Origin of the sequence: Bacillus sp. 103mf (assembly GCF_900116295.1) — a bacterium.
GTDB classification, from domain to species: domain Bacteria; phylum Bacillota; class Bacilli; order Bacillales; family Bacillaceae_G; genus Bacillus_A; species Bacillus_A bruguierae.
Genome location: NZ_FPAF01000001.1, coordinates 566,535 through 580,992 on the forward strand (window position 1 = coordinate 566,535; position 14,458 = coordinate 580,992).

General features: G+C 36.6%; 15 protein-coding genes and 1 pseudogene. 5 read left to right on the forward strand and 11 right to left on the reverse strand.

The window, feature by feature from the left end:
- Positions 1-83: 83 nt before the first annotated feature.
- Positions 84-380: a DUF3055 domain-containing protein gene (locus BM350_RS02745; RefSeq protein ID WP_090914301.1), complete on the reverse strand. Its 297-nt coding sequence runs from the start codon at positions 378-380 to the stop codon at positions 84-86.
- Positions 381-511: 131 nt separating this feature from the next.
- Here BM350_RS02745 and BM350_RS02750 point away from each other — a divergent pair, with 131 nt between their 5' ends.
- A complete protein-coding gene (locus tag BM350_RS02750) occupies positions 512-904 on the forward strand; it encodes a DUF1885 family protein (RefSeq protein WP_090914299.1) in 393 nt (130 codons plus the stop codon).
- Here BM350_RS02750 and BM350_RS27400 read toward each other — a convergent pair.
- From BM350_RS27400 to pdhA, 5 genes are all read right to left on the reverse strand, one after another.
- On the reverse strand, positions 901-1,134 hold the full coding sequence (locus BM350_RS27400) for a hypothetical protein (RefSeq protein WP_090914297.1): 234 nt from the start codon (positions 1,132-1,134) through the stop codon (positions 901-903). The two genes, BM350_RS02750 and BM350_RS27400, sit on opposite strands and share 4 nt — an antisense overlap.
- Positions 1,135-1,602: 468 nt before the next feature.
- Positions 1,603-3,015, reverse strand: coding sequence for a dihydrolipoyl dehydrogenase (gene lpdA / locus BM350_RS02760; protein WP_090914295.1), 1,413 nt, complete (start codon positions 3,013-3,015; stop codon positions 1,603-1,605).
- 6 nt (positions 3,016-3,021) lie between these two features.
- Complete coding sequence (locus BM350_RS02765) at positions 3,022-4,308, reverse strand: dihydrolipoamide acetyltransferase family protein (protein ID WP_090914293.1); 1,287 nt, start codon at positions 4,306-4,308, stop codon at positions 3,022-3,024.
- 89 nt (positions 4,309-4,397) lie between these two features.
- Positions 4,398-5,375 (reverse strand): pyruvate dehydrogenase complex E1 component subunit beta, encoded by a 978-nt coding sequence (pdhB, locus tag BM350_RS02770; protein ID WP_090914291.1) that lies wholly within the window; start codon positions 5,373-5,375, stop codon positions 4,398-4,400.
- A gap of 3 nt (positions 5,376-5,378) precedes the next feature.
- Complete coding sequence (gene pdhA, locus BM350_RS02775) at positions 5,379-6,494, reverse strand: pyruvate dehydrogenase E1 component subunit alpha (RefSeq protein ID WP_090914289.1); 1,116 nt, start codon at positions 6,492-6,494, stop codon at positions 5,379-5,381.
- A 558-nt stretch (positions 6,495-7,052) separates the two neighbouring features.
- On the opposite strand from pdhA, the pseudogene BM350_RS27405 reads away from it, so the two are divergent.
- Positions 7,053-7,151: pseudogene (locus tag BM350_RS27405) on the forward strand (YjcZ family sporulation protein); the annotation flags it as partial.
- A gap of 106 nt (positions 7,152-7,257) precedes the next feature.
- Positions 7,258-7,812: a peptide deformylase gene (gene def / locus BM350_RS02785; protein ID WP_090914285.1), complete on the forward strand. Its 555-nt coding sequence runs from the start codon at positions 7,258-7,260 to the stop codon at positions 7,810-7,812.
- Between the two features lie 274 nt (positions 7,813-8,086).
- Here the strand turns inward: def and BM350_RS02790 are convergent, their stop codons facing one another.
- Positions 8,087-8,860 (reverse strand): Cof-type HAD-IIB family hydrolase, encoded by a 774-nt coding sequence (locus tag BM350_RS02790; RefSeq protein WP_090914283.1) that lies wholly within the window; start codon positions 8,858-8,860, stop codon positions 8,087-8,089.
- A 503-nt stretch (positions 8,861-9,363) separates the two neighbouring features.
- Here BM350_RS02790 and BM350_RS02800 point away from each other — a divergent pair.
- Complete coding sequence (locus BM350_RS02800; RefSeq protein WP_090914281.1) at positions 9,364-9,576, forward strand: DNA-dependent RNA polymerase subunit epsilon; 213 nt, start codon at positions 9,364-9,366, stop codon at positions 9,574-9,576.
- Positions 9,577-9,579: 3 nt separating this feature from the next.
- On the forward strand, positions 9,580-11,247 hold the full coding sequence (gene rnjA / locus BM350_RS02805) for a ribonuclease J1 (protein ID WP_090914279.1): 1,668 nt from the start codon (positions 9,580-9,582) through the stop codon (positions 11,245-11,247).
- 39 nt (positions 11,248-11,286) lie between these two features.
- Here rnjA and BM350_RS02810 read toward each other — a convergent pair whose 3' ends face one another.
- The 4 genes from BM350_RS02810 to BM350_RS02825 form a co-directional block, all read right to left on the reverse strand.
- Complete coding sequence (locus tag BM350_RS02810) at positions 11,287-11,955, reverse strand: potassium channel family protein (RefSeq protein ID WP_090914277.1); 669 nt, start codon at positions 11,953-11,955, stop codon at positions 11,287-11,289.
- 318 nt (positions 11,956-12,273) lie between these two features.
- Positions 12,274-13,140, reverse strand: coding sequence for a cytochrome C oxidase assembly protein (locus BM350_RS02815; protein ID WP_090914275.1), 867 nt, complete (start codon positions 13,138-13,140; stop codon positions 12,274-12,276).
- A gap of 99 nt (positions 13,141-13,239) precedes the next feature.
- A complete protein-coding gene (locus BM350_RS02820; protein ID WP_090914273.1) occupies positions 13,240-13,698 on the reverse strand; it encodes a TlpA disulfide reductase family protein in 459 nt (152 codons plus the stop codon).
- A 72-nt stretch (positions 13,699-13,770) separates the two neighbouring features.
- Positions 13,771-14,319: a peroxiredoxin gene (locus BM350_RS02825; protein WP_090914271.1), complete on the reverse strand. Its 549-nt coding sequence runs from the start codon at positions 14,317-14,319 to the stop codon at positions 13,771-13,773.
- Between the last annotated feature and the right edge of the window lie 139 nt (positions 14,320-14,458).

Sequence of the window (14,458 nt, forward strand, 5' to 3'; positions counted from 1 at the left end):
AATTATTTTTAAAATCCATTAGTATGAAACATTTATAAATAATAAGCAGCCGTATATTTATTATTACGACTGCTTTTAAACAATTATTCCTCATATTCAGCATGCACGGAAGTAGGTGGCAATAGAAATTTAAAAAACTGCGCAAGATCTGTTGCTTCTTCACTCGTTTTTAGTTTAAAGACATCTTGTAAATGGTGCACATTTTCAATATCATCCTGTCCAAGGAGAGTTGCTCGACCAGTTTGCATACAAACAACAAGAGGTTTACCAAAAAACATAGTTGTGTACACCACACCAAAATCATACCGTGTCTCATTTGTCATAAAACCAAGAAAGCGGACTTTTGCTTTTTCATGTTCATCATATAATTTTTCAAACATTGTCCCTCTCCTTTCTTCTTGATTTATCCATATTGTACATATTAAACAAAAAAAGTCGGATTCCTTTTAATTGTCAAAAAATTTACAACGATGTTAAAATAGTAATATATTATGCCCTTAGGAGGTTTATTATGCAAGATGCATTCATTAAACTCGTCCCAAATTCAAAACAGCAAGCTATTTCACTAGACGATGTCAAAAAACTATTTCATTATTATAAAACAATTACAGCTCAAACAGGTCAACAACTCGGCTTTTCATACTCAAATACTGCCTTTCCATACGAAATGGTTGATACTTCTGATACAACACTCTATTTAAAATCTAATCATGAACGCTATCATTCTATTTATGTAGGAATAGGCATTGAAAATGAACAATCTTTTGTACAAATTACATTACCGTCTACTGCAACATTTGGAGATAAAGGAAAAGCTAATGAGTTTTGCAGATTTTTAGCCAAAAAATTAGAAGGAGAATTACAGCTTTTTAATGGAAGAACAATGTACTTTTATAAACGTTAACTAAAAAAGAGCAGCTTACTCATAAAAAAGAGAAAACTATTAGTAACAGTGAAAAAAATTGCCTCTTTTCTGGAGTGCAACATAATATGAGCAATAACATAAGCCAAATAAAAAAACACAAAAAAGAGCAATATTTTGTAATGTACTTTATCGCGACTTGATAACAATAACACAATGGAAAATCCGCCCCATATAATAAAATGAAACAAAGCAACAAAAGTCATTTTCATGTTGTTGCCTCCTTTCGCACGTCCTATTGTATTACAATATATGGGCGCTAAAAGAAATCATTACATATATATGAGGAAACAGGCAGAAGAAGCAAAGTGGTTTATTTTTTAGCTAATTATCACATTTTTTATTTTGTATGGCAGTAATTTGGATGTATGTACTAATTACTAAAAAAACGACATAAAAACCCCTTTCATTTTAAAGGGGACGAGAGTATCTGGCCGCGCATAGAAACGGTCGAGGCCTTTTTTTACCACATGCAAGGTTTAAAACAAAAGGAGAAAGCAAGAAGCGATCATGCTGTATTCTGCATAGCAACAACTTATAAAGAAAAGCGGAAGATGCGAAGCCACCGACTGTTCTAGCCGCTGGAGCTAGACAAAGATGTCGAAAAATTAAAATGAATTTATATAAATAAAAGAACCGTCTCCTAATATCTAGGAGGCGGTTCTTTTATTTATCTTATATTATTTTACAATGTGAATTGGCATTCCAAGAGCAACTTCAGCTGCTTCCATTGTGATTTCACCTAATGTTGGGTGAGCATGGATTGTTTGAGCGATATCTTCAGCTGTCATTCCAGCTTCGATAGCTAAACCAAGCTCAGAAATAATATCAGAAGCGCCTGCACCTGCAACTTGTGCACCTACAATAAGTCCATCTTCTTTACGAGTTACAAGCTGTACGAAACCATCTGTGCTGTTTAACGATAATGCACGTCCGTTAGCAGCGAATGGGAATTTAGAAACTGCTACTGTCATTCCAGCTTCTTCTGCTTGTTTTTTCGTATAACCAACAGATGCTAATTCTGGATCAGTAAAGCATACTGCTGGAATTCCGATGTAATCGATTGCTGATGCATGACCGCTAATTGCTTCAACAGCTACTTTACCTTCGTAAGAAGCTTTATGAGCTAATGGTGGTCCAGGAACGATATCACCAATTGCATAGATATTTGGTACATTTGTACGGCATTGCTCATCGATTTCGATTACACCACGGTCAGTCATTTTAATTCCAACTTGCTCAAGACCGATTTCTTGCGTATTTGGACGACGACCTACAGTTACTAATACATAATCAGCATCAACAGTTTGTACTTCGCCTTTTACTTCGAAGCTAACTTTTACGCCGTTTTCAGTTTCTTCAACGCCTTTAGCCATAGCTTTTGTATGGATTGTTACGTTGCCTTTTTTCTGAAGAGCGCGTTTTACAACTTGGCTCATTGCTTTTTCGAAACCAGCTAAAATTTCATCGCCAGCTTCTAATACTGTAACTTCTGTACCGAAGTTTGCATATGCAGTACCTAATTCCATACCGATGTAACCGCCGCCGATTACAACAAGCTTTTTCGGAATTTCTGGTAAGCTTAAAGCACCAGTTGAGTTAAGAACGCGTTTAGAGTATTTGAATCCAGGAATTTCAATTGGTGTAGAACCTGTTGCAAGAACAGCATTTTTAAACGTATACGTTTGTGCTGCTTCTTCAGTCATTACGCGTAATGTGTTTGCATCTACGAAGTAAGCTTCACCGCGAATGATTTCAACTTTATTACCTTTTAAAAGACCTTCTACACCGCCAGTTAATTTCTTAACTACGCCGTTTTTCCATTCTTGAACTTTTGTGAAGTCAACTGTTACGTTTTCTGCAGTAATACCCATGTCATCAGAATGTTTTGCATTCTCATAACGATGACCTGCATTAATTAATGCTTTAGAAGGAATACATCCAACGTTTAAGCAAACACCACCAAGGTTAGCTTTTTCAATAATAGCTACTTTTTGTCCTAATTGTGCTGCACGAATTGCTGCAACATATCCACCAGGACCTGCACCAACAACGACTGTATCTAATTCAATTGGGAAATCTCCTACTACCATTGTTTATTACGCCTCCATTACTAATAATTGTGGGTCGTTTAATAGACGTTTAATTTGGTTTAATGCTTTCTGAGCTGTTGCACCGTCGATTAAGCGATGATCAAAGCTTAAAGATAATGCTAATACTGGAGCTGCAACGATTTCACCGTTTTTCACAACTGGTTTCTCAGCAATACGGCCGATACCAAGGATTGCTACTTCTGGGTGGTTAATAACTGGAGTGAACCATTGTCCGCCTGCAGAACCAATGTTTGTAATTGTGCAAGATGCACCTTTCATCTCTGCTGGAGCTAAGCGACCTTCACGTGCTTTAGTTGCAAGCTCATTGATCTCATTAGAGATAGAGAAGATAGATTTACGATCAGCATCTTTTACAACTGGAACTAAAAGACCTTTGTCTGTATCAGCTGCAATACCGATGTTGAAGTAATGTTTGTGAACGATCTCTTGATTTGCATCATCTAAAGAAGTGTTCAGCATTGGGAATTCACGTAATGCAGATGTTAACGCTTTTACAACGTATGGAAGGTAAGTTAATTTAATACCTTTTTCAGCTGCAACAGCTTTGAACTTCTTACGGTGAGCAACAAGTTCTGTTACATCTACTTCGTCCATTAATGTTACGTGAGGAGCTGTATGTTTAGAGTTAACCATTGCTTTTGCAATCGCTTTACGGATACCGCTCATTTTCTCACGAGTTTCTGGGTATTCACCAGCTGGAATTGGTTGTGCTTTTGGAGCTTCTTCTTTCGCTGCTGCTGGAGCTTCTGCCGCTGCTGGAGCTTCCGGTTGTGCTACTGCTGCTTGTCCACCGTTTGCAAATGCATCGATGTCAGTTTTTACAACACGACCGTTTTTACCAGTACCAGTTACTAAACGAATGTCTACGCCTTTTTCACGTGCATATTTACGAACAGATGGCATAGCAATTACGCGCTCATTAACTACTTCTTCAGTTGCTGCTGGAGTAGCTGCTGCTGGAGCTTCTTCTTTTACTTCTTCAGCTTTTGGAGCGTCGTCATGATCGTCACCTTTAAACTTAAGGTTTTCATAGCCAGGAGCGTCGAACTTAATTAAAGTATCTCCTACTACTGCTACTGTACCTTCTTCTACAAGAATGTCAAGTACTTTCCCTTTAACTGGAGAAGGAATTTCTACAACTGCTTTATCATTTTGTACTTCAAGAAGTACATCGTCTTCGTTTACTTCATCGCCTACTTTAATAAACCATTTTACGATTTCGCCTTCGTGGATACCTTCACCGATATCTGGTAGTTTAAATTCAAATGCCACGGAATTCAGCCCCCTGATTCTTATCATTATTATTGGAAATTGCAAAAGAAATCAGCATGTGCTGACTTCTTTTGCACATAAAACTCAAATTAGAAGTTCATTACTTTGTTAACAGCTTCAACAATATCTTTATGGTTTGGTAACCATACGCTCTCAGCTTGAGAGAATGGGAATATTGTATCAGCAGCTGCAACACGTACAACTGGAGCTTCTAAGTTTAAGATTGCACGGTCATTGATTTCCGCTACAACGTTAGCTGCAATACCAGCTTGTTTTTGAGCTTCTTGAACTACTACAACGCGGCCTGTTTTTTCAACAGAAGCGATAATTGTTTCGATATCTAATGGTTGAACTGTACGTAAGTCCACAACCTCTAAAGAGATACCTTCTTTTTCAAGTTCTTCAGCAGCTTTTAATGCAGCATGTACCATTGCACCATAAGTGATAATAGATACATCTGTACCTTCACGTTTCACATCAGCTTTACCAATTTCAATTGTGTATTCGCCTTCTGGTACTTCTTGACGGAAAGAACGGTATAATTTCATATGCTCTAAGTAAACAACTGGATCGTTGTCACGAATTGCAGAAATTAAAAGACCTTTCGCATCGTATGGAGTAGATGGAATTACAACTTTTAAACCTGGTTGTTGTGTCATTAATCCTTCTAAGCTGTCAGCATGTAATTCTGGTGTATGAACACCACCGCCAAATGGAGAACGAATTGTAACTGGAGCAGTCCAACGTCCACCAGAACGGTAACGCAAACGAGCCAATTGACCAGAAATAGAATCAATTACTTCGTATACGAAACCGAAGAATTGGATTTCAGGAACTGGACGGAAGCCTTCTAATGCTAAACCGATTGCAAGTCCGCCGATACCAGACTCTGCAAGTGGCGTATCCATTACACGGTCTTCACCAAATTCAGCTTGTAATCCTTCAGTAGCACGGAATACACCGCCGTTTACACCAACGTCTTCACCAAATACAAGTACGTTAGGATCGTTTTTCATTTCAACGCGTAAAGCATCAGTGATTGCTTGAATCATTGTCATTTGAGCCATGGCTTACTTCGACTCCTTTTCTTTATAAATTTCATATTGTTCAGCTAAGTTGAAAGGCATTTTTTCGTACATGATTTCCATTAAATCAGTTACTTTTTGTTTTGGAGCTTGGTCAGCTTTAGCAATCGCTTCTTTAATGTCTTCTTTAGCTTGTTCGATTACTTTTTCTTCTTCTTCTTGAGACCAGATGCCTTTGTTTTCTAAGAATGCACGGAAACGTACGATTGGATCTTTTTGTTCCCATTCATTTTCGATATCTTTTGTACGGTAACGAGTTGGATCATCACCAGCCATTGTATGTGGACCGTAACGGAATGTTAAAGTTTCAATTAAAGTAGGACCTTCACCGTTTACTGCGCGCTCACGAGCGAAAGCAGTTGCTGCATATACAGCTAATGGATCCATACCGTCTACTTGAATACCGTAAATACCAGCTGCAACTGCTTTTTGTGCTACAGTTTTTGCTGCAGATTGTTTTTCTACTGGAGTAGAAATTGCATAACGGTTGTTTTGAACAACGAAGATTGCTGGAGCTTTAAATGCACCTGCAAAGTTCATACCTTCGTAGAAGTCACCTTGAGACGCTCCGCCGTCACCAGTGTAAGTAATTGCAACAGATTTTTTACCACGTAGTTTCATACCTAATGCAACACCAGCCGTTTGGATGATTTGTGCACCGATAATAATTTGTGGAGAAAGTGCATTTACATCTGCAGGCATTTGGTTACCCATGAAATGTCCACGAGAGAATAAGAATGCTTGATATAATGGTAAACCGTGCCATACTAATTGTGGAACATCACGATATCCTGGTAAGATGAAGTCTTCTTTTTCAAGAGCAAAATGACTTGCTAATTGAGAAGCTTCTTGTCCAGCTGTTGGCGCATAGAAACCTAAGCGACCTTGACGGTTTAAAGAAATAGAACGTTGGTCTAATACGCGAGTATACACCATACGACGCATTAATTCTTTTAATTGCTCATCAGTTAATTCTGGCATAGCTGCTTTATTCACAACTTCGCCTTTTTCATTTAAAATTTGTAATGTTTCAAATTGAGCTGCGATAGCTTTCATTTGCTCATCAACATTAAATAGGGCCTTTTTTGTTTTAGTACCCATTCCGTTCACCTCTTCCTCTCTTGAACCATATTCTTAAACGCTTTCACTAGCACCTCACTAAAATGAAAGCATAAGTTTGTAAACTGACGCATCATTCGTCAGTTATTGAATAATTTGTATACCTAACAATCTGTACTAATGTTTTCATTTAAACAAATTAATACAATATTGATCACGTTTTTAAGTTTACAACTATTCTAATCATCATGTCAATCACTTTGATTTCGATTTTTTTCAAAGGTTAGAGAGATTTTCTTAACAAATACAAGTTTTCAAAATACTATCTGTATTAGTGAACAAAAACCTCCTGTTATATTGTTCCCTTTTCGTAGATATTTTGCTCGTAGAATAATATGTAAACGCTTCACTTCACTCTTATCTTTTGTCCCACCCTAATAAAAATATACAGCATCTGCCTTCTTTTTAGGCAAATAACTATACATTTCTCTCCTTTCTTCCATACATTATACTAACCGCAGCATTCGCGGAAATGGTAAAGGAGGTCACACCATGTACGGATACACTTTTTGTTACCCCTCAACTGGCGCATATCCTACGTATGGCTATGGTGGTTGCGGCGGCTTTGGACACGGCTTTGCTTTAATCGTTGTATTGTTTATTCTTTTAATTATCGTCGGTGCCGCTTGTATCTGTTAATGTAAAATGAAACAATTATAAAAGAACAAGGCGTTTTTCGTCTTGTTCTTTGTCATGACTTTTTTCATGACCTTTGGTAGACTAAAGATGAAAGGAGAGATTGCATATGCTTACAATGGACGATGTGATTCGTGAAGGAAATCCCATTTTACGAGCAGTGGCTGAAGAAATAACTCTACCAGCAAGCGAAGAGGATGTTCATATGTTACAAAAGATGATCGAATTTGTGATTAACAGTCAAAACCCCGAAATGGTTGAAAAATATAATTTACGCCCCGGAATTGGTTTAGCCGCGCCGCAAATCGGTGTTTCTAAAAGAATGATTGCTGTCCATGTCACAGATCAAGATGGTACATTATATAGCTACGCTTTATTTAATCCAAAAATTATTAGTCACTCTGTAGAACGTACATACTTACAAGGGGGCGAAGGATGCCTATCAGTGGACCGAGAAGTTCCTGGCTATGTACCACGTTACACTCGCATTACTATAAAAGGAACCACAGTGGATGGTGAAGAAGTCAAACTACGTTTAAAAGGGTTATCGGCAATTGTATTCCAGCATGAAATTGATCACTTAAATGGCGTTATGTTTTATGACCATATTAATAAAGATAATCCATTTATGATTCCAGAAAATGCAGCACCTTTAGAAAGATAAAACAAAATTTTCATCATTAGGAATTTTTCACGACTTGCGAATAACAAGATAAAGTAAAACTTTAATCAGTGGGGGTTTTCTTCATCCCCCACTGATTATTAGTTGAATCAATCGGGCTTTTACGGACAGTTTCTCTCCCACCTAACTTCTTTGTTTTTGCTGAATTTTGAGGTGGGAGTATTACTGTCCGTTAATGCGGGATAAAAAGAGTGAGTTTTCACTGAAGTTGGTAAAAACTCACTCTTTTTATTGAAATGGTTCTCATATTTATACTTTATAATAGGCCTGCCCACTGCAATCCATGAAGAATACCATCTTCTGCAACATCTTTTGTTACATAATTCGCAAGCTTTTTCAAATCTTCATGTCCATTTCCCATAGCAATTCCTGTACCTACAGTTTCAATCATTTCTAAATCATTTAACCCGTCTCCAAATGCATACACTTGTTCTCGTGTGAAGCCAAGCTTTTCAATAAACTTTTCAATTCCTTTCGCTTTCGATCCTCCCATTGGAATAATATCCATAGAGTAAGCATGCCAGCGAATAAAATGAAACTTTGAATAGTCGTTAATAAATTTTTCTTCTTCTCCAGCCCTGCAAAATAAAAGTGTTTGATAAATGTCACGTTCTTCATAAAAGCTAGGTTCAAACGCAGGATGATCCATATGAAGGCTAGCAAAGCTTTCTGCTACATACTGATGTGATGGCACTGTTGCTTTCATTTCTTTATGATCCAAGTATACAAGCGGATAACCTTCTTGCTCTGAAAATTTCGTAAAATCATGTAATGCATCAGGGTGTAGAGGATTTTTATGTATAACCTCATCTTCAAACACCACATACTGTCCATTGAAACTTACATAGTTATGAATATTTAGCTCTTTACGAATATCTTCAAACATAAATGGCGCTCTTCCTGTTGCAATTGCCACATGTACACCTTTTTCTTGCAAACGACGTACAGCTTCTTTTGTGGATTTTGGTATTTCTTTGTTATGATCTAGCAACGTTCCATCAATATCAAAAAAGACAATTTTATCATTCATTTACATAACCCTTTCTACTTCATCAATTCAAACGTATCGCTTTATACTGTAAATATTTTTTCAAATACTAAAAAAGTATAACATATTGATGAATAAAGTGCTTCTTATCTAACCTTCCTGCCTAACTATGCATATACTGAAATAAAAACGGTACTACGGTTCAACATATGCATTTTCTTTTCTATTCTATCTCATACTATAATTTGAACGAAATATTTTCTTACAAGTAGTTCATTTTTAAAAACTTAATTCTTCTTGCGCATTCGAATAAGATTATATGCATGTTTTGAGCGAAGAAAGGAAGGGACAACCGTGCTAAAGAAACTGAAGAAAAAATTAAAAGTATATTGGAACGATTTGCTTCGTAAAAAAACAATTGCTTAAATCATGCCCATTTCGGGCTTTTTTCTTCACTCTTATTCGAAAAAACATGAAAATCATAACCATTTGCTTTATAATAGGTAAAAGATAACCTAAAACATAGACAAGGAGAGATTGTTTTAATGATTTTTAAAGTATTTTATCAAGAGAAAATGCTAGAAGTACCTGTACGTGAAAATACTAAGGTGCTTTATCTAGAAGCTGAGTCTGAAAGAGAAGTTCGCACAAAATTACACAAGTTCGCATATAATATTGAGTTTATCCAGCCTGTTACTGGTGCTCATCTTGAATATGAAAAGCAATATGCAGATTTTAAATTAGCGGAGAAAGTTTAATTTATGAAATTCTTAAAAAATGACCAAACTGCTGTTTTCGCGCTTGGCGGACTCGGTGAAATCGGCAAAAATACATATGCTGTTCAATTTCAAGATGAAATTATTATTATTGATGCTGGAATCAAATTTCCAGAAGACGAACTTCTTGGGATTGATTATGTCATCCCTGACTACACGTATCTCGTACGTAATGAAGAAAAAATTAAAGGACTCTTTATTACACATGGTCATGAAGATCATATTGGTGGAATTCCTTATTTATTGCGCCAAGTAAACATTCCAATTTACGGTGGGAAACTAGCGCTCGGACTGATTAAAAATAAGTTAGAAGAGCACGGATTACTACGAAAAGCACAATTGCATGAGATTAAAGAAGACGATGTGATTAAATTCAAAAAAACATCCGTTTCCTTCTTCCGCACAACACATAGCATTCCAGATTCATACGGTATCGTTGTGAAGACACCACAAGGACAGGTTGTGCATACAGGAGATTTCAAATTTGATTTTACACCAGTTGGTGAGCCGGCAAATTTAACAAAGATGGCTGAAATCGGAAAAGAAGGTGTCCTTTGCTTGCTATCTGATAGCACGAATAGCGAAGTCCCTCACTTTACGATGTCTGAGCGCCGCGTAGGTGACAGCATCCAGGATATTTTCCGTAAAGTAGAAGGCCGCATTATATTCGCAACATTTGCTTCTAATATTCACAGGCTGCAACAAGTTGTAGAAGCAGCAGTAGCAAACAATCGAAAGATCGCGGTGTTTGGTCGAAGCATGGAAGCGGCAATGGAAATTGGACAAAATCTTGGCTATATTCGCTGTCCGAAAGATACAATTATTGAACCATCACAACTAAATCGCATACCAGCAAATCAAGTTGTGATTTTATGTACAGGAAGTCAAGGTGAACCAATGGCTGCATTATCTCGCATCGCTAACGGTACACACCGTCAAATTCAAATTATTGCTGGTGATACTGTTGTATTCTCTTCTTCTCCAATCCCTGGAAACACAGTAAGTGTAAGCCGCACAATTAACATGCTATATCGTGCAGGTGCTGAAGTCATTCATGGACCATTGACTGACATTCATACAAGCGGACACGGTGGACAAGAAGAACAAAAGCTAATGTTACGTCTCATTAAACCAAAATATTTCATGCCAATTCACGGCGAATATCGTATGCAACGTATGCATGCAAAATTAGCAAATGATTGTGGTATCCCAGAAGAAAATTGCTTCATAATTGATAATGGAGATGTACTTGCACTTCGTGAAGATGAAGCAACAATCGCAGGAAAAATCCCTTCTGGTTCTGTCTATATCGACGGAAATGGTATTGGTGATATCGGTAACATCGTACTTCGCGATCGTCGTATTCTTTCGGAAGAGGGACTTGTTATCGTTGTTGTTAGCATCGATATGAAGGATTTCAAAGTAGCGGCTGGACCAGATATCATTTCTCGTGGATTCGTTTATATGCGTGAAAGTAGCGATTTAATTAACGATGCACAAACATTAATTACAAATCATTTAGAAAAAGTAATGGAGCGCAAAACGACACAATGGTCTGAGATCAAAAATGAAATTACAGATACATTGGCTCCATTCTTATACGAAAAAACAAAACGTCGACCAATGATTTTACCAATCATTATGGAAATTTAAATAAAAAGGACAATGCTGCGATGGGCATTGTCCTTTTTCTCATTTCGCTAAAAACATTTCGAAGCGATCTACATCATTATCGTGACCGATAACGATTAAAATATCTCCCATTTGAACATTTTCTGTCGCACGCGGTGAAACAAGAACTTCCTTCCCACGCTTAATTGCTACAATGTTCAATCCAAACTTCGCACGAATATCTAATTCGATCAATGAATGACCATTTATCTTTTCGCTTGCAATAATCTCAACAATACTATGTTCATCTGAAAGTTCTAAATAGTCCAAAACGCTACTTGAGGCAATATTATTGGCGATTCTTTTTCCCATATCGCGCTCAGGGTGAACAATTTGATCTGCTCCAATTTTTCGAAGAACTTTTTCATGATAATCATTTTGTGCTTTTACAGTAATATTTTTTACACCTAGTTCTTTCAAAATAAGCGTTGTTAAAATACTTGATTGAATATTATCTCCAATTGCAATAACTACATGATCAAAGTTTCGAATACCAAGACTTTTTAATACCATCTCATCTGTAGAATCCGCAATTACAGCATGAGATGCAATATTTGCAAACTCATTTATACGCTCTTCATCCATATCAATCGCCATAACTTCCATTCCTAATTGCGCTAATTCCCGGCAAATACTACCACCAAATCGTCCAAGACCAATAACAGCAAATTCTTTTTCTTTCGTACTCACACAAATTCCTCCAGTAATATCAAATCATATCAAGTAAAACTTTTATCGGTGGAATTTCTTTATCTCCCACCTATCCTCTTTAACTTTTCAAAAACGTGATGTGAAGGTTTTGCTCTCTTTACATCAGGACCAACTATCATTGTAGCATATTTTATAAAGTGAAACTTATATCGCTGTTTTTTATTTCCATTGATGAAAAGGAAAGCTCTCATCAAATAGGCACACACCAGCAGTTATATCTATCTTCTTCAAATTCCTCACACTCTTGAGGTAAGGGTCACCCTCGGTACAAATGCTATATTGATTGCCTCTCCATTCTTATTTCTGCTTTTGAATATAAAAAAATTGCTGTAAATAAAAAGTAAGCATACATACTAACATACCAAAGATAAATATATTTCCAAATGAACTGAACGTTTGAAATACAAATATTAAAGTTTCTTGTCCAAAAAAAGCAAATAGTAAATTTATAAAAGCAAATAATATCGCAAACTGATAGTGGTGCTGATGAAATAAATAATGGGTCGCTCCTAAAAAGCCAACAAAAGAAACAATGAACACCCACCACATTTCAATCATCTTTTGCCACCCTACTATCTCATACCCGTTCACAACAATAGCAATTGCTCCTATAACAACCATAGTTGGAACGCTCCAAAATAGAGCCCACTTTCGAAAGAATAATACCGCATTCCTGTCTTCTCGTTTATGTGCGCAATACGTTAAAAAAGTAGCGCTTATGTATAAGACCGATACAATTGTTAGAATAATAATTAACCAAAAATGAAGCTGATAATACTCATGCTCTATATTCGTAACAATTGCAGCTAACAACCCTGGAATACATATGCCAGTATACCCTTCCACCAATGCCTTATTCCAAAACACCATATTACCAATTCGAATTCCTAATAACATAAAAATAATGGCCCCAAGGATAAATAAAGTCATTTTATTTCCTACTAAACTCGTTGAAAAAGCGATTAATCCAACAAATAAGAATAAAGCGAATGCATTCATAATTTCTGCTACAGGTGATAAATACTCTCTCACCCACTCATATGTGTTCGTATAGTTTTCTTTTTTCGCTATACAATATGTATAAAAACTAACACCAAAATAAATTGCTGCTACAATTACATATGTATATAAAAAGAAACATAGTATAGTACTTCCGATTTGCACACTATCCCCTACCTTTTTCTCTATGTACCATATTGATTTTACACAATTTTCATATAAAATGTAAACTAAAAACCCCCCTGTTACAAGGGAGGTTTTCCTTTATTCAGCTGTTTTTTCAGCTTCATCAAGAACGCGATTTACTCGTTTTGTTAACATTTGCATACCACTACCGCCCGCTTGGAAATGGCGCAATACACCGTTTTTATCAAACACGTAATATGCTGGTACATATTGATTCTCAAAAGAGTCTGTAATCGCATGCTTATTGTCTACCAAAATGGGCTGTACAATACCGTGCTCCTCTGCCACTGCTTTCACTTTTTCAAGATCTAAATCTTCTTCTGAACGCGGCATATGTACAGCAATTACATTTAATTTATCTTTATAGTTATCACGGAATTCATTAATACTCGGCATTGCTTCTTTACATAAATGACAGCTAACAGACCAAAAATGAATCAATGTTGGTTTATCGCCAATTAGCGCTTCCTTGACTACTTCTCCATTTAGTACAGTCGTTGCTCCTTCTAAGGAAGGCATTGGTTCACGTAATTTCATAACATTTCCCCCTTATATATGTAGAGAAAGGTCTAACAACAATTTGCTAGACCTTGTTCACTCATTCAAAAATTAAACGTTTAAAGTCGCTTGACCTGGTTTCCAGTTTGCTGGGCAAAGTCCGCCAGTTTGAAGCGCTTGAAGAACACGGATTACTTCGTCAACTTCACGTCCAATGTTATTATGATGTACAACTTGATACATTAATTCGCCTTCTGGGCTAATAATGAATAGACCACGAAGTGCGATCCCTTCTTCTTCAAGTAATACGCCATATTCACGAGATACTACATGATTTGTATCAGCAGCTAATGGATATTTTAACTCACCTAAACCGTTTTTCGTACGATCAGTGTTAATCCACGCTAAATGAGTATGGATTGTGTCAGTTGATACACCAATTACTTCTGCATCTAAATCTTCGAACTCATCATAACGATCAGAAAGGGCGATAATTTCTGTTGGACATACGAAAGTGAAATCCATTGGATAGAAGAAAAGCACTGTCCATTTGTCTTGTTTCATAACTTCTTCAAGGCTTACTTTACCGAATTCTTTGTTTGGCATAACAGCGTCCATCTCAAAGCGTGGAGCCTGTTTTGCTACCATACGTTCTGCCATATGTACCAACCTCCGTTAATTTTTAGTCATATATTGTATTATATAGGAAAAAATAGTTTTTAGTCAATGTCATTTAATAATTATTATAAAATAACCAACTATTAACTCTTTCCCCCACCTACCATTATAAAGTATTGTG

What these genes read in the sequence shown, in the direction of transcription:
- rnjA (WP_090914279.1), top strand. Translation starts at nt 9,580, where the DNA reads ATGAAATTCTTAAAAAATGACCAAACTGCTGTTTTCGCGCTTGGCGGA.
- BM350_RS02825 (WP_090914271.1), bottom strand. Translation starts at nt 14,319, where the DNA reads ATGGCAGAACGTATGGTAGCAAAACAGGCTCCACGCTTTGAGATGGAC.
- BM350_RS02750 (WP_090914299.1), top strand. Translation starts at nt 512, where the DNA reads ATGCAAGATGCATTCATTAAACTCGTCCCAAATTCAAAACAGCAAGCT.
- BM350_RS02790 (WP_090914283.1), bottom strand. Translation starts at nt 8,860, where the DNA reads ATGAATGATAAAATTGTCTTTTTTGATATTGATGGAACGTTGCTAGAT.
- pdhA (WP_090914289.1), bottom strand. Translation starts at nt 6,494, where the DNA reads ATGGGTACTAAAACAAAAAAGGCCCTATTTAATGTTGATGAGCAAATG.
- BM350_RS02800 (WP_090914281.1), top strand. Translation starts at nt 9,364, where the DNA reads ATGATTTTTAAAGTATTTTATCAAGAGAAAATGCTAGAAGTACCTGTA.
- BM350_RS27400 (WP_090914297.1), bottom strand. Translation starts at nt 1,134, where the DNA reads ATGAAAATGACTTTTGTTGCTTTGTTTCATTTTATTATATGGGGCGGA.
- lpdA (WP_090914295.1), bottom strand. Translation starts at nt 3,015, where the DNA reads ATGGTAGTAGGAGATTTCCCAATTGAATTAGATACAGTCGTTGTTGGT.
- def (WP_090914285.1), top strand. Translation starts at nt 7,258, where the DNA reads ATGCTTACAATGGACGATGTGATTCGTGAAGGAAATCCCATTTTACGA.
- pdhB (WP_090914291.1), bottom strand. Translation starts at nt 5,375, where the DNA reads ATGGCTCAAATGACAATGATTCAAGCAATCACTGATGCTTTACGCGTT.
- BM350_RS02820 (WP_090914273.1), bottom strand. Translation starts at nt 13,698, where the DNA reads ATGAAATTACGTGAACCAATGCCTTCCTTAGAAGGAGCAACGACTGTA.
- BM350_RS02745 (WP_090914301.1), bottom strand. Translation starts at nt 380, where the DNA reads ATGTTTGAAAAATTATATGATGAACATGAAAAAGCAAAAGTCCGCTTT.